This is a genomic window from Rhodococcus sp. MPR-R1B, assembly GCF_058793255.1.
Genome location: NZ_JBXAFO010000011.1, coordinates 1 through 19431, shown reverse-complemented (window position 1 = coordinate 19431; position 19431 = coordinate 1). Strand labels below are relative to the sequence as shown.

19 protein-coding genes and 1 riboswitch are annotated in these 19431 nt (G+C 62.3%); of the genes, 4 read left to right on the top strand and 15 right to left on the bottom strand.

All coding sequences use genetic code 11. The annotated features are described in order from the left end of the window. Positions 1-28: 28 nt before the first annotated feature. A riboswitch (glycine riboswitch) is annotated at positions 29-157 on the bottom strand. A gap of 220 nt (positions 158-377) precedes the next feature. The 10 genes from AC1Q61_RS16945 to AC1Q61_RS16900 all read right to left on the bottom strand — a co-directional run bounded on the left by AC1Q61_RS16945 (position 378) and on the right by AC1Q61_RS16900 (position 7061). Then, positions 378-932, bottom strand: a complete 555-nt coding sequence (locus AC1Q61_RS16945) for a MerR family transcriptional regulator (protein WP_021344354.1) — start codon at positions 930-932, stop codon at positions 378-380. A 332-nt stretch (positions 933-1264) separates the two neighbouring features. Beyond that, a complete protein-coding gene (locus tag AC1Q61_RS16940) occupies positions 1265-1738 on the bottom strand; it encodes a bifunctional nuclease family protein (protein WP_003946194.1) in 474 nt (157 codons plus the stop codon). A gap of 93 nt (positions 1739-1831) precedes the next feature. Next, complete coding sequence (ftsR, locus tag AC1Q61_RS16935; protein ID WP_003946161.1) at positions 1832-2569, bottom strand: transcriptional regulator FtsR; 738 nt, start codon at positions 2567-2569, stop codon at positions 1832-1834. After that, the gene (gene garA / locus AC1Q61_RS16930) at positions 2569-3063 is read right to left on the bottom strand and encodes a glycogen accumulation regulator GarA (RefSeq protein WP_003946166.1); all 495 of its coding nucleotides are present in this window, start codon (positions 3061-3063) and stop codon (positions 2569-2571) included. Before garA ends, ftsR begins: the two co-directional genes overlap by 1 nt. A gap of 211 nt (positions 3064-3274) precedes the next feature. Further along, the gene (gene gcvH, locus AC1Q61_RS16925) at positions 3275-3679 is read right to left on the bottom strand and encodes a glycine cleavage system protein GcvH (protein WP_003946160.1); all 405 of its coding nucleotides are present in this window, start codon (positions 3677-3679) and stop codon (positions 3275-3277) included. A 45-nt stretch (positions 3680-3724) separates the two neighbouring features. After that, positions 3725-4507 (bottom strand): DUF881 domain-containing protein, encoded by a 783-nt coding sequence (locus AC1Q61_RS16920; protein WP_007731994.1) that lies wholly within the window; start codon positions 4505-4507, stop codon positions 3725-3727. 3 nt (positions 4508-4510) lie between these two features. Then, a complete protein-coding gene (locus AC1Q61_RS16915; RefSeq protein WP_003946178.1) occupies positions 4511-4861 on the bottom strand; it encodes a small basic family protein in 351 nt (116 codons plus the stop codon). Positions 4862-4874: 13 nt separating this feature from the next. After that, positions 4875-5741, bottom strand: coding sequence for a DUF881 domain-containing protein (locus AC1Q61_RS16910; RefSeq protein ID WP_003946177.1), 867 nt, complete (start codon positions 5739-5741; stop codon positions 4875-4877). Continuing rightward, positions 5738-6337, bottom strand: coding sequence for a CDP-alcohol phosphatidyltransferase family protein (locus tag AC1Q61_RS16905; protein WP_030537518.1), 600 nt, complete (start codon positions 6335-6337; stop codon positions 5738-5740). Before AC1Q61_RS16905 ends, AC1Q61_RS16910 begins: the two co-directional genes overlap by 4 nt. A gap of 109 nt (positions 6338-6446) precedes the next feature. After that, positions 6447-7061 carry an NUDIX hydrolase gene (locus tag AC1Q61_RS16900; RefSeq protein ID WP_003946186.1) on the bottom strand — a complete coding sequence of 205 codons (615 nt, stop codon included), beginning with the start codon at positions 7059-7061 and terminating at the stop codon, positions 6447-6449. 139 nt (positions 7062-7200) lie between these two features. On the opposite strand from AC1Q61_RS16900, the gene AC1Q61_RS16895 reads away from it, so the two are divergent. Continuing rightward, entirely contained in the window at positions 7201-9336 is a 2136-nt protein-coding gene (locus AC1Q61_RS16895) for a bifunctional lysylphosphatidylglycerol flippase/synthetase MprF (RefSeq protein WP_042924704.1), read from the top strand. A 4-nt stretch (positions 9337-9340) separates the two neighbouring features. After that, positions 9341-11608 carry a DUF2254 family protein gene (locus AC1Q61_RS16890; RefSeq protein ID WP_215515927.1) on the top strand — a complete coding sequence of 756 codons (2268 nt, stop codon included), beginning with the start codon at positions 9341-9343 and terminating at the stop codon, positions 11606-11608. On the opposite strand, the gene AC1Q61_RS16885 is transcribed toward AC1Q61_RS16890, so the two are convergent. The 5 genes from AC1Q61_RS16885 to AC1Q61_RS16865 form a co-directional block, all read right to left on the bottom strand. Further along, the gene (locus AC1Q61_RS16885; protein ID WP_042451019.1) at positions 11570-12859 is read right to left on the bottom strand and encodes an alpha/beta hydrolase; all 1290 of its coding nucleotides are present in this window, start codon (positions 12857-12859) and stop codon (positions 11570-11572) included. The genes AC1Q61_RS16890 and AC1Q61_RS16885 overlap by 39 nt on opposite strands. Before the next feature lie 65 nt (positions 12860-12924). Beyond that, positions 12925-15408 (bottom strand): aminopeptidase N, encoded by a 2484-nt coding sequence (gene pepN, locus AC1Q61_RS16880; RefSeq protein ID WP_042924702.1) that lies wholly within the window; start codon positions 15406-15408, stop codon positions 12925-12927. Between the two features lie 48 nt (positions 15409-15456). Then, a complete protein-coding gene (gene thiD / locus AC1Q61_RS16875; RefSeq protein ID WP_215515928.1) occupies positions 15457-16257 on the bottom strand; it encodes a bifunctional hydroxymethylpyrimidine kinase/phosphomethylpyrimidine kinase in 801 nt (266 codons plus the stop codon). A gap of 93 nt (positions 16258-16350) precedes the next feature. After that, positions 16351-16965, bottom strand: a complete 615-nt coding sequence (locus AC1Q61_RS16870) for a class F sortase (protein ID WP_230358697.1) — start codon at positions 16963-16965, stop codon at positions 16351-16353. Beyond that, on the bottom strand, positions 16962-17684 hold the full coding sequence (locus tag AC1Q61_RS16865; RefSeq protein ID WP_042924700.1) for a hypothetical protein: 723 nt from the start codon (positions 17682-17684) through the stop codon (positions 16962-16964). Before AC1Q61_RS16865 ends, AC1Q61_RS16870 begins: the two co-directional genes overlap by 4 nt. 342 nt (positions 17685-18026) lie before the next feature. Between AC1Q61_RS16865 and AC1Q61_RS16860 the strand changes: the two genes are divergently transcribed. After that, the gene (locus AC1Q61_RS16860) at positions 18027-18470 is read left to right on the top strand and encodes a DUF7144 family membrane protein (RefSeq protein ID WP_042924699.1); all 444 of its coding nucleotides are present in this window, start codon (positions 18027-18029) and stop codon (positions 18468-18470) included. Positions 18471-18491: 21 nt separating this feature from the next. Then, the gene (locus AC1Q61_RS16855; RefSeq protein WP_042924697.1) at positions 18492-19313 is read left to right on the top strand and encodes a class II glutamine amidotransferase; all 822 of its coding nucleotides are present in this window, start codon (positions 18492-18494) and stop codon (positions 19311-19313) included. Positions 19314-19431 lie beyond the last annotated feature (118 nt).

The window sequence follows — 19431 nt, the reverse complement described above, 5'->3', positions numbered from 1 at the left end:
TCAGGACACACACCGAACTGCGGTGTGTTCCTCCCCCTCTGTCGCATGCTCGATTCCCGAGCGCCTGAGAGATTCGGTAGTGATCCGCCGAAGGCGGAAGCCACAGCCTTTCCCCGTCGGCGGGTGGGTTGTCCCACCGCTTTCCAGAGGCGTCGGAGCCCGTACGGTCCTTGGTGCCTGAGAGATTGACGGGGAGGTATTGCTCCTTCGGCGCCCTGATCCCGCTCACGACTGACCTTTGAGACAAAGACTGAAACAAAGACAAGTTCGGTGAATCGGTATCCGAGGCTCTCCCGTACGCCGGCGACGCAGGCTCAGTCTAGTTGACCGAAACGCCTACCTGCACCGTGGCATCCTCCAAAGAGATGTGACGTACGTTATCCGGTTTTGCGGCTGGCGCGATTCTTGCGTCGCGAAGCCAACTCGTCTTCCGGGTTGGGATCACTTTCGCCGCCGTCGGCCCGCTCGGCGGGGAAGTCGGCGATCGTTCCGGTGAGTTCACGCATCGCGCCACTGACTGCGATGCCGAATACGCCCTGCCCACCCTGGAGGAGGTCGACGACCTCTTCGGGGGACGTGCATTCGTACACGGTGGTGCCGTCGGAGAACAGAGTGATGTTGGCAAGATCGCGGACGCCACGCTTACGGAGGTGATCGACGGCAACGCGGATGTTCTGCAGTGAGATGCCGGTATCGAGCAGACGCTTCACGATCTTCAGAACGAGAATGTCCTTGAAGGAGTACAGACGTTGGCTTCCGGATCCGGCAGCGCCACGGATCGACGGAACAACCAACGACGTCCGTGCCCAGTAGTCGAGTTGGCGGTACGTGATCCCGGCGATCTGGCACGCACTGGGTACTCGATATCCGACGAGGTCGTCGGGGATGGAATCGTCCGGGAACAAGCCCGGCTGCAGCTCTTCGGAAGACATTTCTGCAGTCGCGGCACTACCGGCTATGCCCGTCCCGCGCTCATTCGACTGTTCTTCCACTGCCGTCTCCCTCTCGCTTCGCCATCATGTAACCAACCTGTGCTATCAGCAGTCACGAGAATCCCGTGCCGACCGAACTTTCAGATGTGAATCCAAGGCAGGTAATTCCATGAGTGGACTTACCCAGAGTACGCCTCGATCGACAAGGCGAGAAGATCTCCACCGCACGCAACGGTAAGTCCAGGAGGGTGCATGGTCAACGCAACACGCCGACCGAGACTCAACCTCTACTTGAGAGTTGAAGACTAAAGTCCGCAACCAGTCAATTCAGGCTAACCATCAGTGGCTTTGAAATCGTCCGGCGAGATGGTGTCGAGGAATTCCTTGAACTTCTCGACCTCGTCTTCGCGCTCGTCGGGAATGACCAGACCGGCCTCGGCGAGAACAGCCTCCGACGCGAAGATCGGAACGCCGATGCGCAGGGCCAATGCAATCGAGTCCGACGGACGTGCCGAGACAGTGGTCTGCTCGTCGAAGACGAGATCCGCGTAGAAAGTGCCCTCTTGCAGGTCCACGATCCGAACTTCCTTGAGGCTCCGACCGAAAGATTCGATCAAGATCTTGATCAGGTCGTGAGTCAGCGGCCGCGCCGGCTCGACTCCCTGTTGTTCGAGAACAATCGCGGTAGCTTCGGTTTGCCCGATCCAGATCGGCAGGTACCGATCGCCGTCGGACTCTCGCAGCAACAGGACCGGCTGATTCTGAGGCTGCTCGACACGAACTCCGATCACACGCATTTCGCCCATCGAGCTTGCCTCCAACCTGACGTGATCCAGCCGACCGACTCCGATGCGGTCGTACTGAAATTCTATTCGAGTGTGCCCCGCTGATCGAGGAACTCAGCGATCGAGACTTCCCCGAACTGCCGATTTGACCAGACACGTGTGCAAAGTCAGTGACAGAGCGGCCAGCTCCCGCACCATTTCCTCGGCACGATCACGTGCTCCGGCGTCACGACCCTTGGCAACCGGTCCGGCGATCTGAGTCACCAGTCCCGCTTCGCGATCAGCAGCCAACTTGAACGCGCGCAGATGGCGAACCTCCAAGCCGTACTCGGACATCGCCTTAGCGGTGCGCGCCAACGTCACGGCATCCTCGTCGAAGAAGCCCGCCGCGCCGGGAACGACCAAACCGGTGCGGATCAGATCGGTCAGAAACCGATCGTCGATGTCAGCGCGCGCGAGAAGATCCTGACGACCGACTCGAACTTCGCGATCGACCCGGAACGCCTCGGGTGAGACATCGCCCGTAGCGATCGACAGGACGCGAGCACGACGAGGCGCAGGAACTTCTGCACTCACCGTCGCTGCGCCACTGTCGATCGCTTCGAGTTGTTCTTTGATCACTTTGAGCGGCAGGTACTGATCGCGTTGAGCGGTCAGCACGAAGCGAAGACGCTCGCAGTCCTCGACAGAGAATCTGCGGTATCCCGACGGTGTCCGTTGCGGGCTGATCAAGCCCTCGGACTCGAGGAAACGGATCTTCGAAATCGTCACGTCGGGAAAATCTGGACGCAACCGATCCAGCACGGAACCAATCGACATTCCGGGCTGGCTCTGCTGCCGCACTGCCGTCATTAGCTACCCGCACCTGCTGACGACTCGCCGACCTGCGAACCGCCGGCACGAGGGCCGGTGAGGAACACCAGACGGAACTTGCCGATCTGAACCTCGTCACCATTCGCGAGAACTGCCGAATCGACAGGCTCACGGTTGACGTAGGTGCCGTTGAGGCTTCCGACGTCGACGACGTGGAAATCTGCATCTTCCTGACGGAACTCGGCGTGACGACGGCTGACGGTCACGTCGTCCAGGAAGATGTCGCTGTCCGGGTGCCGACCTGCCGACGTCGTCGGCTGATCGAGCAAGAAGCGGGATCCTGCATTCGGTCCCCGCTTGACCACCAGAAGTGCGGCTCCGGCGGGAAGGCCTTCCACGCCCGAAACCGGCTGCTCGGCGGCCGGTGCTGCAGAGGAGGTGTTGTCGAGCTCATTGAGGAAGTCCGCGCGGAAAACCGAAGTGGTCTCCGCCGGCGACTCCCCATAGCCCGCGTCGTTACCGTTCTCGCTCACTGTTTCTCCTCCTGGGTCAATCATCCAGATCATGAATCACTGGACTACGCAGTGCACTTTCTTCACGAGCATCTTTCACAGTCACGTTCGATACGGCCCTGCGCCCCGACTCGGCACATGCGTACCTAACGACCGTACCCTGCGCAGACCGCCGTGTGCAGCGAGACAGGCCGCGACACAACACGAGTTGGCCGGTCCACGCGCAGGTTTTCTACTCGGACGTGAGTCCCTTGTATGCCTCCGCGTCCAGAGTTGCCGCGAGTGCGGCGTCGAGTGTGGCCTCGTCGGCAACCTCGAGTTCGACCAACCAACCCGTGTCGTACGGGTCGGTGTTGACGAGGTCGGGCTGTCCGTCCAATTCACCGTTCGCTGCAAGAACTTTCGCAGTGAACGGAGCAAAGATGTCGGAGACGCTCTTGGTCGACTCGACCTCACCGAGCGATTCACCGGCGGTCACGTCTTCGTCGACAGCGGGAAGCTGGACGAACACGACGTCACCGAGCTGCGACTGAGCAAAGTCGGTGATACCGACTCGAACTGAGGTCGGGCCGGTTCGCTTCACCCACTCGTGCTCCGCGGTGTAGCGCAGATCGGTAGGTGTATCGAGCTCACTCACAGTGGCTTCCTTTCACAGGCCGTCCGAAAGTCGGACGCAAAAAGATCAATTTCCGGGTTGAGCGTATTGGCGCGGATTCAATTGTCGCAAGACGGAGATCGTGACCTGCTGCGATTGCTCGACGGACGACGTTCCGCCATTGCGTGCGACATTGTCGAAGACGCCTCCGGGAATGTTCAACGCTGCCGCCAATGTCGGCGGATCTCCGATCGCGGTCACAGTGTACGGCTGCTCGATCCGGGTTCCGTCCAATTCGATCTCGCCGCCGCGCCCACTCACCCACGAGTTCACGCCGATACGAATGGGTTCGCCGTTCGCACCTGCGATCGAGATGGCTTCGGCACCGGCAGCACGCAGTTCCTGGATGAGATCGAGAATCACTTCCGATCCGACGCCGCCCGCCGGATCTGTCAGGGTCATCGTCACACCCGGTCCAGTGGCCGGAGCGGTCCCCACTTGAATGGAGAGTGAGGTCAGCCGCGCCCGCGCCTCGTCCAGCGCTGCTCCCGTGTTGCCACCGGCTTCCAAAGTGGCAAGCGATTCCTGAAGATTCGCGACTTCCTGCCTCAGCGCGGCTTCGCGCCGATTCAAATTGTCGAGAACCACCAGGAGGTCGGCAGGGCGCGCGGCGTCGAGTGAATCTCCGGCCACTGTGCTGCGTACCTGTGTGGCAATCGCAACGCCGAGCACGCCCAACAGCACAGCAGCGAGGATTGCGAAGACGACGTTGGTGCGGTGTTTGGACGGTGAACGCAACTCGTGACGACCTTCACCCGCAGTGGTGACGGGAGGTTCTTCTTCCGGTTCGGTCGTGGAATGTTCCGCCATGACTCACGCTCCGAACAGTCGGCGTCGCAATGCCGCTGCGTTGCCGAAGATCCGGATACCCAACACGACGACGATCGCCGTCGAGAGTTGAGTACCGACACCCAACTGATCACCGAGCCAGACGATCAACGACGCGACAAGCACGTTGAAGACGAAGGAAACCACGAACACCTTCGCGTCGAAGATTTCGTCCAGATACGCGCGTAGTCCACCGAAGACGGCGTCGAGCGCCGCAACGACAGCGATCGGAAGATAGGGCTGGATCACGTCGGGCACCTGCGGGCTGAAAACTACGCCCAGGACGATGCCGACGACCAGTGCTGCGAGTCCGTACAGGGCGGAACCGGCCTTCATCGAACTCCTTCTGTCACTTGGGTTCTGTGGGTTCTGTTGCCACTCGGACGGCGCGAGGCGCCGCAGGCGGCAGAGTCAACGAATCGTCTTCGGCCACCGCGAAACCGACTCCGTACAGTTGCGAGACGCTAGACATTCTCACGTAGGCGTCGCTGACGACGAATTTCCGCTGCAGTGCTCGCGTGTCTCCGATCGCCTCGACGAGGTACGGGGAGAAAACAGGTTGGTTGTCGACGAGCATCGCGCCGCCCGCCTGACGAATGGTCACCGTCGGCCCGATTCGCACGCCGCCGACGGCGATCGCCTCCGCTCCCCCAGCCCACAGGGCGTTTACGACGGTCTGCAGATCGCGATCGAGGACAACTGTCTTACCGCCGACACTCCGTTGCGACGCATCCGAGAGGTTCGGGCGTCCGGCCGGGTCGGTCAACGTCACCACCAGTCCCTCTCCGTGAACAGCTTCGGCTCCTGCGCCGGATTCGACCGCTCGCAGTTGGTCGAGGACGGCGCTGCCGCGTGCATCGCCTTCGAGCGCCACGCCGCGCGCGGCGTCGACGGCGCCGCCGAGTGAATCGCGGGACGCGGCCAGTGAATCGATTCGATCCTCCGCATCACGGACCTTCGCCACCAACTCGCTTCGAACCTCTTCGGTGCCGGTCACCTGCTTCGTCGCCTGAACAGCCGAGACCGTGACGATGAACCCGATCAACAGTGCGCCGAGGGCCAGCCACGGCCCCGTCTTCGAGGATCTGTTCTTGGTGTGCTCGTGCTGGCGTTCGAATGCAGTTGCCTCGTAGCCCGGGTCGAGATGTTCGGTCATGAGTGACCGAAGCAGCGACGGTACCGGGTTACGACGGACGTCCTCCCCGGTCGACTTCATCGGGGCACGACCTCGTGGGTTCGCGCAACGTCAACGGCCTTGAGCACGTAGATCGCGGCAGTCCACACGTACAGGACGGTTCCCCAGATCAGGAAAGCGAAACCGAAGGCATGGGTGAACGGTCCGATGGCCCAGTCTCCGTGCCCGGCAAGAATCAACGGCAGCGCGAACATCAGTAGGAAGGTCGCAGCCTTGCCGAGATAAACCACCTCGGGCGGTGGCAGGCCACGCCTGCGGTAGATCGGCAGCGTCAACGCAAGCAGAAGATCACGGCCGATGAGTATCGCTGCGACCCACCAGGGAATGAAATCGCGGGCGACGAAGGTGACCAGTGTCGTCACGACGTACAGACGATCGACCAGCGGGTCGAGAAGCGCTCCCAGACGCGAGGTCTGTCCGAGCACTCTGGCCAGCTTGCCGTCGAGCCAGTCGGTGAACCCGCTGAGCATCAGCAGCGCCAATGCCCAGCCGTCCGAGTGCGTGACGAGCAGCAGGTAGGCGAACAGTGGCAGAGCGAGTAGACGCACGATACTGAGCACGTTGGGAACAGTGAGAATCCGATCCGTGGGGATCGGTTCTTGTTCGCCAGAGTTCACTGCACACACCTCGCGTCGTTCGATTGCCGTGCGGCCAGCTTTCCACAGCACGACGGACTATTCGCCGAGGCGCCGTAGCCTGAACTGTCCCGAGCGTGTCGAGCTGCCCCTATCTCCAGGCGAACACCGGCTGCTCGAGCTTGTCGATGCGCGTGTGCCGTCCGTTCAGCACTTCGCGGAACTGATAGATGACGGCTCCGGTCGGCGCATGGATCAGGCTCGTTCGGAACGGCCATTGGATCACCGGGTTCGGTGACTCCTCGATGGTGACGAAGCGCGAGTCCACGTCGAGCTCCTCCGACGTGACGGCATACACCTGGGCCACCTCGTCGGGATTGGGTACCAGTCCCCCGATGTCCTCGCCCGACCACATGACGAACGGCCGGATCACGAATCCCGAACGAGTGACGTAGTCGTCGAGCCGGCCGATGATCTTCGACTCGGGAACGTCGACACCCAGCTCCTCGGAAAGTTCCCGAACCGCTGCCTGTTCGGACGACTCGCCCGGGTCGACGCTTCCGCCCGGCAACGCGAATTGACCGGGGTGGGCGCGCATCTTGCTTGGCCGCTTCGTCACCGGGAACACTGGTGTTCCGTCCGCAGTCCGCATGACGACGATGACCACCGACGCCGAGCGCCTTCCGTCCAATTCGACCGACCGAGGTTCGAAAGCGGCAAGTGAGGCGACCACGTGGTCCCGATTCAGTAAATCTCCGTTCACCATGGCTCGACAGTAGCGCCACGAGACTGAGACCCTCAGCCAGTCTGGTCCATTTTGGCCGCTTCGCCTGATTATCGGTCTGTATTCCTGTCATGCTGAACAGGCAGAATCCACCGTGCGGCATGGCGAGAAGAGAACCTCGATGGCTGAGCAGTCCCAGACCCCCACCCCGCAGACCGACCAGAGCGCGCCGGGCGCGTCGAATCGGGCCTCTCGCTTTGCCTCCGACACGCTGAGCGTCCTGCGGCGTGTGCCGTTCACCGCGAGCGTCGTGCTCACCATCACCGTCGTCGGGATCGCGACCGGCGCCCTGTGGAATCACGTCCGTACCTACTCGTGGTTCAACGACATCGCCTACGGAGTTCCTGCCTTGCAGGAAGGCAAGTGGTGGACTCTCGTCACGGGGTGGTTCTTCGGATTGACGCCGGGTCAGTATGTTTCGATCATCGTCGTTTTTGCCTTCGCGGTCGGCTGGTGCGAATGGCGCCTGGGAACCAAGAACGCGGCCATCGTCACGATCAGCGGTCAGTTGGCGGGCGAACTCGGTGCATCGCTCCTCCTCTGGGCGGGCAGCCACACCGACTGGGATTGGGCTCGCAACCTCGCCACCCACCGCGACGTCGGCGTGACCACCGCAATCATCGCCGCACTCGCCGCGACCACAGCAACACTCCGCTCGCCCTGGCGAATGCGAGTCCGCGCCATTCTGTGTGCGTACATTGCGATCGCGTTCCTCTTCGAAGGCCGCCTCGCCGACGTGCAGCACCTCATCGCGGTCGCGATATTCCTGCCGGTGGGCGAGAAGTTCTTCGGCGACGGAGAGCGCGGGTTCATCCCCCGAACGCGACGCGAGATCCGCCTGCTCGGATTCATCGGCCTGCTCCTGATCGGCGTGGTCGAGATCGCCGTCTGGCTGTTCCCCGGAAGCGGACCGTTCGGGCCGACGGAAGCCGAAACCGGTTCGGGCTGGACGGCATTGATCGACGTGGTCATCGTTGCCCTGATCGCGGACCAGTTGCGACGAGGTCGCCGCTGGGCCTGGTGGGTTGCCGTGGTGTTCGGTTCACTGACGGTCTTGGCCACCGCCCTCGTCCTCGTCTCGGTCATCTTCTTCGACTACGAGAGCGCCGGCGCCGTCACGGTCGGTACCGCGCTGCTCTGGCTTCTCGAACTCATCTTGTTGATCAAGGGCCGCCACGCTTTTCACGTACCGATGCGGCGCAAGATTCGAGGCGGGCCGTTGTCCGGGAACGATCCGCGCGCCGCCGCTCGGGAACTGCTCAAACGACACGGCGGCGGAACCATGTCGTGGATGACGACGTGGGACGGCAACAGTTACTACTTCGGCGAGTCGGGTGAGAGCGTCGTTGCATTCCAACGGCATGTCGGTGTCGTCGTGGTCCTGGCCGATCCGATAGCGAACCCCGACCGACTCGCCGCAGCGGTGGACGAATTCACGACGATGTCCGAAGCCAACGGCCTCACTCCCTGCTTGTTCTCCGTGGGGAAGGAGACAGCCGACGCCGCCACCCGGCGTGGCTGGCGCACCGTTCAGGTCGCCGAAGACACGATCGTCGACCTACCAGAACTGCAGTTCACCGGTAAATCCTGGCAGGACATCCGCTCGGCGCTCAACAAGGCCAAGAAGGACGACATCACCTTCCGGATGACAACATTGGCCGACGAGCCGTTCTCCGTATTGGCTCAGGTGCGCGCCATCTCCGAGGAATGGGTGGGCGACAAGGGGCTACCCGAGATGGGATTCACCCTCGGAAGCGTCGAGGAGGCGCTCGACCGCGACGTCCGGGTCGGCTTGGCCGTCGACCCGACCGGAAGCATTCACGGCGTCACCTCGTGGTTGCCGGTGTACGGCGAAGGCGGCGTGGTTCAGGGTTGGACACTCGATGTCATGCGTCGACGTCCCGACGGGTTCCGTCCGGTGGTCGAGTTCCTCATCGCATCGTCGGCCCTCGAGTTCAAAGAACAAGGTGCCCAATTCGTCTCACTGTCCGGAGCACCGCTCGCACGCAGCGACGACGGCGCCGACGCCGCATCGATGGACCGCCTGCTGGACATGCTCGGAGCCGCGATGGAACCGCTGTACGGCTTCCGGTCTCTTCACGCGTTCAAGAAGAAGTTCAAGCCGAGGTACGAACCCGTTTTCCTGTGTTTCCGCGACGAGGCCGACCTGCCTCGGATCGGAATCGCACTGACGCGTGCATACCTGCCCGACGCAACGGCTCCTCAGCTGATCAAGCTCGCCACCAGCAAGAGTTGACGCCGTGCGGTCCTGGTTCGAGCACACGGTCGTCGACACCGGCAGGCTCCCGCTGTTCTTCCTCCTACTCGCCTTTGTCCTGACGTTCCTGTTCATCCGCTTCAGCGTCCGGATGATCCGGGCCGAGGTCTCGTGGTGGCCAGGCAATGTCACGCCCGGTGGAATGCACATCCACCACATGGTTTTCGGTTTGATGATGATGCTCGTGTCCGGCTTCGCCTTCATCGCTCTGGCCGACTATCACACCCCGATCGCCAATTGTGTTCTCGCGTCGGTGTTCGGTATCGGCAGCGCGTTGGTCCTCGACGAGTACGCACTCGTGTTGCATCTGCGCGATGTCTACTGGGCCGAGGAAGGTCGCTCGTCCATCGACGCAGTGTTCGTTGCCATCGCGATCTCGTTCCTTTTCCTTCTCGGGGTCCACCCGATCGGGTTCGCGGGAGAGTTCGACCCGTACGAGGAGGACCGTAGCCTGGCGACGTTGATCGGCGTTGTCGTCGCGATCGTGATCCAACTCGGACTCGCCGTGATCACGTTGATGAAGGGCAAACTCTGGACCGGCTTGATCGGGCTGTTCTTCACCCCACTTCTGTTGATCGGAGCAATTCGGTTGAGTCGCCCGGGTGCGCCGTGGGCGCGCTCGCGTTACCGCGACAAGCCGGCGAAGATGAGCCGGGCAGTGGCCCGTGAACAGCGTTATCGCGAGCCGATGATCCACGCGAAGATCTACGTGCAGGAAACGGTGTCGGGAAGTTTCGGTTCCGCTCCCCCGCCCCCACCACCGCTCCCCGTCGTCGACACCACAACCCCCACGTCGAAGGTCGGATTGTCGCGGCGGCTCTCGGACAGAATTCGCTGGCGTCGAACTCGCCGACGACTACGAACAGTCCCCGTCTGGCGTCTCCCCGTGATCCTCGTCGTCCTGTCCGTCGTCACCGCGAACATCCTCGTCGGGATCGACGGAGATCTCGTCAGCGACAGCGACGTCGGTACCATTTCCGAGGGCGTGGACGCCGGGGCCACCGCGACGCTGCTCAGCGTCATCGCCGGCGGGATGATCACTCTCACCGGTCTGGTGTTCACCGCCATCACCCTCGCAATGCAGTTCGGCGCATCGCAGATTTCGGTGCGGGTGGTCCCGATGCTTGCGCAGCAGCGGGTGATGCGGTGGTCGATCGGCATGTTTCTGGCCACGTTCGTCTTCTCCTTGATCATTGCGCTCGATCTGGCGCTCGATTCGGAGAATTCCTCACCGACCATCTCCACGGCGATCGCACTGCTTCTGGCATTGGCCAGTGCGATCCTGTTCATCGCGTTGGTGGCGAAGGTCGGGTCGATTCTCAATTCCAGTCGGTTGCTGCGTTGGATAGCGGCCCAGGGCCGGAGCGCGACGATTCGTGCCTATCCGCTGTACGAGGACCTGCCCTCTGGCGCACCGAAACCCAGTCAGCCGCTCCCCCTACCCCAACCGCGCGAGTCCGAGAACTCCGAGAGCGCCGACGCACTGGTGATTCGCCTGCGCCACCTCTCACCAGACGGCCGGATTCTGCTGGCGATCGATCTCGCACGACTGCAGCGGTTGGCCGGCCGCTGGGACGTCTCGGTCGAAGTCGTCCCCAGCATCGGCGAGTTCGTCGCCCAGAACGCGCCCCTCTTCGAGGTACGCGGACCCTCGCTGAAGTTACGCCCGGACACCTTGATGTCGTGCTTGATCTTCGGTGACACGCACAGCCCGGTCGTCAGCCCCGGTGCAGCGCTGCAGTCGATCGTGGACATCGCGCTCAAGGCACTGTCACCCGCCATCAACGACCCGGGCCGAGCCGTCCAGGCTCTCGACCACATCGAAGATCTTCTGGTACTTCTCGCCCCGCGGGTCCGCTTCGACACATCAACCTCGGATCTCACGCTGATCAGAGGGCAGCAACGCACCTGGACCGATTACGTGTCCGTCGCCACCGACGAGATCCGGCACTTCAGTACCAATTCCGCGCAGGTCCAGCGCCGTCTACGCGCGGTATTCGCGACCTTGCTCGAAGCCTGCCCGCCGGACCAGCACCCTCCGCTACTCGAGCGCGTCGACGCACTCGATGCGCAATTGACCCGAGAATGGACCGGCGCACTCGACCTTCGGCTCGCGAGTGTGGCGGATCCACAGGGATTGGGCTCCGAAGCCGGGGCGACCGGAAGAATTCACCCGCTGATCATCGGGTCTTCGGAACTTCCGGACGATCGTTCATCCGGGCAGGCCGAGTCGCGTTCCCAGCCAACCTAATTGACTCGCCAATCCAGCCGACCACACCTGGAAGCTGTGCCCTCCGTCGACCTCGGCGTACTGGACGTCCATCCCTGCGGCCTTTGCGGCTTCGTAGAGCGTTTGAAGACCTGGGCGGTAGTCGTTGTCCTGTTTGCCGACCACGAACACCCCGGCGCTGTCGGGGAACTTCTTCTCCCGGAGCAGATCCTGCGGATTCACTGCCACGAACGCGGCTTCATTGCCGCCGAACGCTGCATCGACCGTCTGCTTGCGATCGCCGAGTGTGGGTTCGATCTGACCGGACAGATCCAGGAACGTCGGATAGACCGCGGGGAAGTTCGTCGCCATCTGGAACGCGCAGGTGCCGCCGTAGGAAAGTCCCCCGATCGCCCACTTCCTCGGGTCGGGATCCACCTGGAGGTTCCCGCGCACCCAGTCGGGAACATCGCGCGAAAGGTACGTCGCGACGTTCCCGAGTTGGGAATCGACGCAGAGCGGATTCGCCAGTTCCGACCCGGTCCCGTCAGCAACGACGACAACGGGAGCCAAGCCCGAATGCGCAGCGGCGTAGGTGTCCATGGTCTGGACGAGACGTCCGCCCTGTAGCCAGTCCTCGGGCGCGCCTGGTTGGCCGGCTAGCAGGACCAACACGGGCAACTCCGGTCGTGGGTTGGTGAAATACGCGGGCGGTAGGTAGATCTCGGCGTCGCGGGCGCTGAATCCGGAGACCGTCCCCGCAATCGTGACCGTGCTGACCTTGCCCGCCGACGGCATGTCCGTGGGAGCCTTCCATTGCGAAACCGGTACCGCCCCGTCCTTGCCGTCGTCCAGGTCTGCGAGTGAAACCTTCTCCGCGTCCGAGAGTCCCAGCGCTGTTCCCAACGTCGGATACGACTGGAACTGCAGATTCACGTGAGCCGCGCTCGACACGACCACCAGGAGCACGGAGACCACGGTGAGCACGCGACCGTCGATCCGCGTCGCCGCAAATACCCGCGAAACACCCAGCAGCACGCCGAGAATGCCCAACCCGATCCACACGTAGACCGGACGGGCAATCGGATCGGGGAACGGGTGCCACACCTTCTCGATCAGCCAGTACAGCACGAGAGTGATCGCGATTGCCGCGACGATGCAGACCGGAATCGAGATCAGGACGTGACGCCTCGATCTCGAGAAGATCAGCCACAGAAGTGCCAGAATTCCGAGCACCGTCACCACGGGCGGAACCGGGCCCGTGACCAGCGACAGATCCGTGATCGTGTGCACGTCGTCTCCCGTCGCAGCCCTGTTTAGACAATATCCAAGAACAGGACATTTCGGAGCTGATGGCGTCAGATCACCGCGTTCGACGCCTGGGCACGTAGGTCTCGGGCCAGGTGATCCCGACGCTCGAGAACAAGCCTCCGCAGCGACGCGGGCGCCTCCGCATTGGCCTGGATCCAGGAATCGACAGCAGAGGTGTCTTCAGCTGCCGGGAAGAGTCCGTTCACCAACCGTCGGGCGATCTCGATGCTGCGTTCGGACCACCACTTCCCCAGGGACGAGAAGTACTCTGCCGCATATCCCTCGATCAACGACGGGTCCGTGCCCGAACGGAATCCGGCGATCGTCGCATCCAGGCGGTCGTTCGAGAGTGAGCCGTCAGTGGTCGCCGACGCCCAGGCAGCCGCCTTGGTCTCGGCATCGGGAATCGACGCCGCGGCGCGGACGTACGCCGTTCGACCCGCTGACGTGCTGTCCTTGCTCAGCTCACCATCGAAGTCGCTCACACTCGCATGGCCGGTCGCCGACTGGGCGATCCACAATGCCCACCGCAGATCAGGATCGAGAGCCAGTCCGACCGGCCCCGGGCAGGTGCCGTCGAGTATCGACCGCACCTCGTCGGCGCGAGCATCGTTGACCGCTGCAGCGGCCGACAGAGCCCGTGCCCATGCCAGCTGTCTTCCGGACTCCGGTTCGGCTTCGAACACCGCCTTCCAGGTCGTTTCCAACCAGCCTGCACTTACATTGGGCCGCAAGCTTTTCGGAACGTAGTGAAGAACCGCGTATTGGGCATCGGTCAGGATCGAGCTGAGAATCGCAAGATCTGTCTCCGCGGGAGCGAATCGTTCCACCATGTCGAGGTACCGGAACACCGAGAGCTGCGCATCACGCACCGAGTTCCACAGCGACGACCAGATCACCCCGCGCGCAAGCGGATCGCTCACGCGGTCCAGGGATGCCTCGACAGTGGACAGAGATTCCGCGTCCAATCGCACCTTGGCGTAGGTGAGGTCTTCGTCGTTGAGCAGTGTGAGTGCTCCGGGCGGAAGGTCGACCGACGTGCGTGATTCGGTGATGTCGAGTTCGACACGTTCGGTGCGAACAAGGTCTCCGGACTCGTTGTAGTCGTATATTCCGACTGCGAGCCGATGCGGCCTCGGGTCCGTCTGGACCAGGTCTGTTCCGTCGAGCGACAGCGTGGACACTCCGGTGGTCTGCAACCAGATTCGGGCCCATTCGCGCACATCACGTCCGGAAGTCTCCGCGAGCACGTCGAGCAGATCAACCAGCGTGGTGTTCCCGAAGGCGTGGGCCTTGAAGTACCGTCGTGCCGCTTCGAAGAACGCGTCACGGCCGACGAACGCCACGAGTTGCTTGAGGACACTGGCGCCCTTGGCGTAGGTGATTCCGTCGAAGTTCAGCTTCGCAGCTTCGAGATCGACGATGTCGGCGACGATAGGATGCGTGGTCGGCAGCTGATCTTGGAGGTACGCCCACGCCTTCCGCTTGATGGCAAATGCTACCCAGGCATCGGTGAAGCGAGTAGCTTCGGCGCTGACCAGCGATCCCATGAAGTCGGCGAAGGATTCCTTGAGCCACAAGTCGTCCCACCAGACCATGGTCACGAGATCGCCGAACCACATGTGCGCCATTTCGTGCAGGATCGTGTTGGCGCGGCGCTGATGCTGCTCGTCGGTTGCGGTGCCGCGGAACACGTATGCCTCGGTGAAGGTCACCAGTCCCGGGTTCTCCATGGCGCCGAGGTTGTACTCGGGGACAAAGATCTGGTCGTACTTGCCGAACGGATACGGATAGTCGAAGTACTCGGCGTAGAAGTCCAGCCCCTGACGGGTGATGTCGAAAACGTTCTCCGCATCGAGGTACGGAGCCAACGACGCCCGGCACAGCGCACCCAACTCGACAGTGAGTTCGCCGCGACTCCACGACGACGCCACGCGGTGATACGGCCCGGCCGCGATCGCGGTGATGTAGGTCGAGATCGGCAGCGTCGGGGCGAAAGTGACGCGTTGTGCACCGTCCACGGAGAGAGTCTGGGTCGCGGGCTGATTCGACAGGACTTCCCAGCCGTCAGGTGCTGTCACCTCGAATGTGAAGGGCGCCTTGAGGTCCGGCTGCTCGAAGCAGGCGAAAACACGCCTGGCATCGGCGGGCTCGTATTGCGTGTACAGATACGTCTGATCGTCAGCGTCGTCGACAAATCGGTGCAGCCCTTCACCGGAACGGCTGTAATTGCCGTGAGCTGCCACCCGAACGACGTTCGATCCGCCGAGTCCGCGCAGCACGATCCGGGATCCGTCGTACTCCACCGGAATCGACGCACCGTCGACGTCCACGGAATCGACTGCAGCACCGATGAAATCGAGCCACGTGGACTCCACCGAGGACGTCAGATCAATTGTCGTGACCGTCGAAAAGGTCTTCACGGCGGAGTCGACCGCCGATCGCAGATCCAACTCCACCCGGTAACCGGCGACGGAGATGGCTCGAGATCGTTCGGCGACTTCGCTTCGATTCAGGTTCGCAGTACTCACGCACTCGATCCTGCCAGGCCGCGCGCGGCGATGTGAGCCGCCGTGCGCCTATCCCTTGAACGCGCCCTGCCAGACGGTGTCGAACGGCGTGTGTGCCGAGACGCGGCCTTCGATGCCCGCCGTGACGAACTTCTTTGCCAGAGCGACGGCTTCTCCCACGTCGGCGCCCTTTGCCAGCTCCGCGGTCACTGCGGCGGCCAGCGTGCAACCGGCACCCGAGACGCGCTCTTCGCCGACCTTGGGGGCGGAGAGAACCGTCAGGTCGGTCCCGTCGAACAACACGTCGACGGCGTCGCCACCGGCGAGTTCGACACCGCCCTTTGCGAGCACGTACTTGGGTCCGAGGTCGTGGATACGACGTGCGGCCTCGATGAGGTCGTCGACGCTTTCGATGCTGTCCATTCCGGCGAGGGTGCGTGCCTCGAACAGGTTGGGTGTGACGACGGTGGCGAGCGGGAGGATCGAATCACGAAGTGCTGTATCGGTATCGAGAGCCGCGCCGGGCTCCTGGCCCTTGCAGATCAGGACCGGGTCGAGGACGACGTGGCGCCAGGACTGCCGACGCAGGCCCTCTGCCACAACCTCGATGGTGGCGGGCGTGCCCAACATGCCGATCTTGACGACGTCCAGATCGTGAGCCGCAGTGGCAGCCTCGATCTGATCAGCGATCACGTCAGGAGCGATCGGCACGAAGCGATGACCCCAGTTGTTCTTGGGATCGAACGAGACGATGCATGTGGTGGTCGCTACGCCGTAGACGTCCAATGCCTGGAACGTCTTCAGGTCGACCTGCAGGCCGGCACCGCCAGTCGCTTCGGACCCAGCGATGACATAGGCGAGGTCAACCACAGCACAATCTCCTTCTTCGGACTTTCGAAACGTGCGTGGATGGCCACGAACGCGGGACCCAGTTTATCAACCGTTCCGACGTCTGGTTTTCGGCTATGCGGGCGCCGGAGTTCCCCACGCGACGTCGTTGTCCTCGTATCCGAACGGCGGACCGACGAACTCGCCGCCGCAGGTGATCAGCGCGAGGGTTTCGGGTCCGTCGAGGCTGTTCAATCGCTCGACCGGCAGCTCTCCGTCCTTGCCGTAGTGATCGACCGCATCGATACGGTAGTTCCAGGTCTGTCCCCCGGCGCCCGCCACGGTCACGACCGAGCCGATTTCCAGTGTCGAGAACTTCTTTCCGAAACCGTCACCCTGATAGATGTCGTTGACGTGTCCGGTGATCACCACGGTGCCCGCGCCGGAGCCGGGAAATGCCGAATCTGCCCACCATCCGATCTCACTGACATCCTCGGGCGGAATGAGCGAGCCGTCCGTCGTCGTCTTGATCGGCAGGATGTCAGCGGTGCTGTTGCCTGTGCGCAGCGTGGTCGGGACATCCGGACCGTCGACCACCGCGCGAATCTCTGGCGGCAAATCTTGTTGGCCGGTCGCGAGGACGCGGGTCGGCGAGTCACCGTCGTCGGAACATCCGCCGATCAAGAGCATTGTCGCCACAACTGCAGCGGCCCACGTTCGGCTGGCCGTGGATCCAGGTGCCGCTGTCACGGACGAGAAGTCGGGCCGGACGGAATCTGGGCAATTGGTACTCGGTTTCCTACGTCACGACCGGGAAGTGCGTCACCGGAATCCCCACCGTTCCCACCGGAACCGTCACCACCGCTGCCGTTTCCGCCACCGCTTCCATTCCCCCCGCCGCCGGGGCCGGGGCACTCACCTCCCGGATCGGTGGTGTCGCCTGCCAAGACAATCTTGACTGCCGAGAGGTTGACCGTCTGGTTCTGCGCGACTTGTCCAGGAGTTGTGACGTCGAATGCGAGCTTGGCACGTACGGGGATGACCGAACCGTCGTCGGCATCGGTGACCGTTGATCCTGAGCGACCGAGATCTTGGGTCAACGTCATTCTGGAGATCAAATCCTGATCTCCGGTCAAGCCGGCGCCGTCGATCCGAAGGGTCCCTCGGACGGGACTTCCGTGGGCTCTGATCGTCACCGATGCGCGAAACTCGAGGATGTCTCCCGGCACTGTCCGCCACGCCTCGATCGAGTTGATTTTCGTTCCAGGCGATCCAGTCGAGATGTCGTACCAACCGTCGATCACGGCCGGATCGAGTGACATCGAATTTTCGTTGATTTCCGAGTTGCACGCGCGGGTGAGCGAAACGGGGGCAGCCGATCCCACTGCGGGGAGTGCTGTCGACACAACGGTCGCCAAGACGAAGGCCGTCGCGGTGATGCCCGCGGAACGCCTGCCGAAGATCGTCATTCTCTCGCTACTCTTTTCCGCGGACCGTAGCTTCCGGTCAATTCAGTCAAAATACCAGTACAGCTGGACAAATAGGTCGAATTCCGTGCCGAATTCTTCTTGTTTTCTGTGAACTTCGGTTACGAGCAATTCCTCCGCACACGCGTTCAGGCAAGGGGTACATCGCATCAACAGGGGCCAGAAGTTACATTTCGCCCGCACATCGGAGCAGATCGCACTGATTTCTCACCGCATTGGACAGGTATTTCCGTTTCATAGCGGTCAGCCGGTGGAACAACGATCACTACAACGAGCGTGCCGGGCACGTGTCCGGTCGCCCCCACCGAATCAAGGGAAACCGTCATGTCGGATACAACATCAGTCAAGCAGGGTTTCGCGGTAGGAACATCGATCGGGGCAGCCGTCATCTTGGTGACGGTCGGCATCGTGCAGTTCTTCCAAGGACTCGCTGCCGTCGCCGAAAACGAAGTGTTCGTAGTCGGGATCGACTACGTCTATCAGTTCGACCTGACGACGTGGGGTTGGATCCATCTCGTGTTGGGCGCGCTCGTCGCTCTCGTCGGACTCGCACTGTTCACCGGAGCGACCTGGGCACGGGTGTCGGCCGTCGTGATCTGCGCGATCTCGATCATCGCGAACTTCTTGTGGCTGCCGTACTACCCCTGGTGGTCGACTCTCATCATCGCGCTGAACATCGTCGTGATCTGGGCGGTATCTACATGGAAGCCCACCCAGACGACGAACGCCACGGCGCACGCATCGTCAACGCCGACTCGATCTGCTTGAGTTGAAAGTATGTGTAGGTGGATGGCGTATTCGGGAGAACCGATACTCGCCCATGACCTGCTGTTCCGACCACAGCACTCGCTGATCGACCAGAGCCTGCATTCTCAACTCGGGGCCACGACGACAAATGGCGACGGCTTCGGAATCGGCTGGTACGGGGAAGGCCCCCAACCGGCAGTTTTCAAGAGCATCGAACCCGCGTGGAACGACTCGAACCTGCGCGAAGTCACCTCCCAATTGCGCACCCCTCTGCTGTTCGCTCACATCCGCGCCTCGACGGGAACTGCAGTGCAGCGCAGCAACTGTCACCCGTTCCGGCACCGACAATGGTTGTGGATGCACAACGGTTCACTACACGGATTCCACGACATGAAACGGGAATTGGTGACTGCCATTGATCCGTCGCTCTTTCCGGATCTCGAAGGATCGACGGACTCGGAAACCTTGTTCTTCCTCGCGCTGACGTTCGGCCTGACCGACGATCCGTTCGAAGGTGTCGCGAGGGCCGTCGGATTCGTCGAGCACACGGCCCGCTCGCAGGGAATCGACAATCCGGTTCAGATGACCGTCGCCACGTCGGATGGCATCTCCACCTGGATCTTTCGCTATTCCAGCGAGCACCAGTCGAGGTCGTTGTTCTTCTCCACCGAGATTTCCACGTTGCGCAAGCTCCATCCAGAGGTGGATGCCCTGCACCATCTGAGTGAGGAGACCCGAATCGTCGTCTCCGAGCCTCTGCGCGACCTTCCCGGCGCCTGGAACGAGGTTCCCGAATCCGCCGCAGGCGTCATCCGCCCCGGGCGGGACGAGATGCGGATCTTTTCACCGATCCCACCCCGATAGGTACATGTCGCAGACCTGTTGCGCCGAATTCTCCCGCGGGATAGGTGATGATGGCTTGATGTGGAAACAGGCACTCGGGTTTGCTTTGTTCGGTGCGACCGTTGCCATCGTCACGGCG

Bases quoted from the DNA above. Each gene is read 5' to 3' on its own strand.
- AC1Q61_RS16860 (WP_042924699.1), top strand. From the start codon at position 18,027: ATGTCGGATACAACATCAGTCAAGCAGGGTTTCGCGGTAGGAACATCG.
- AC1Q61_RS16865 (WP_042924700.1), bottom strand. From the start codon at position 17,684: ATGACGATCTTCGGCAGGCGTTCCGCGGGCATCACCGCGACGGCCTTC.
- AC1Q61_RS16895 (WP_042924704.1), top strand. From the start codon at position 7,201: ATGGCTGAGCAGTCCCAGACCCCCACCCCGCAGACCGACCAGAGCGCG.
- AC1Q61_RS16920 (WP_007731994.1), bottom strand. From the start codon at position 4,507: ATGGCGGAACATTCCACGACCGAACCGGAAGAAGAACCTCCCGTCACC.
- AC1Q61_RS16945 (WP_021344354.1), bottom strand. From the start codon at position 932: ATGTCTTCCGAAGAGCTGCAGCCGGGCTTGTTCCCGGACGATTCCATC.
- ftsR (WP_003946161.1), bottom strand. From the start codon at position 2,569: ATGACGGCAGTGCGGCAGCAGAGCCAGCCCGGAATGTCGATTGGTTCC.
- AC1Q61_RS16855 (WP_042924697.1), top strand. From the start codon at position 18,492: ATGGCGTATTCGGGAGAACCGATACTCGCCCATGACCTGCTGTTCCGA.
- AC1Q61_RS16940 (WP_003946194.1), bottom strand. From the start codon at position 1,738: ATGGGCGAAATGCGTGTGATCGGAGTTCGTGTCGAGCAGCCTCAGAAT.
- AC1Q61_RS16915 (WP_003946178.1), bottom strand. From the start codon at position 4,861: ATGAAGGCCGGTTCCGCCCTGTACGGACTCGCAGCACTGGTCGTCGGC.
- AC1Q61_RS16910 (WP_003946177.1), bottom strand. From the start codon at position 5,741: ATGAAGTCGACCGGGGAGGACGTCCGTCGTAACCCGGTACCGTCGCTG.
- AC1Q61_RS16900 (WP_003946186.1), bottom strand. From the start codon at position 7,061: ATGGTGAACGGAGATTTACTGAATCGGGACCACGTGGTCGCCTCACTT.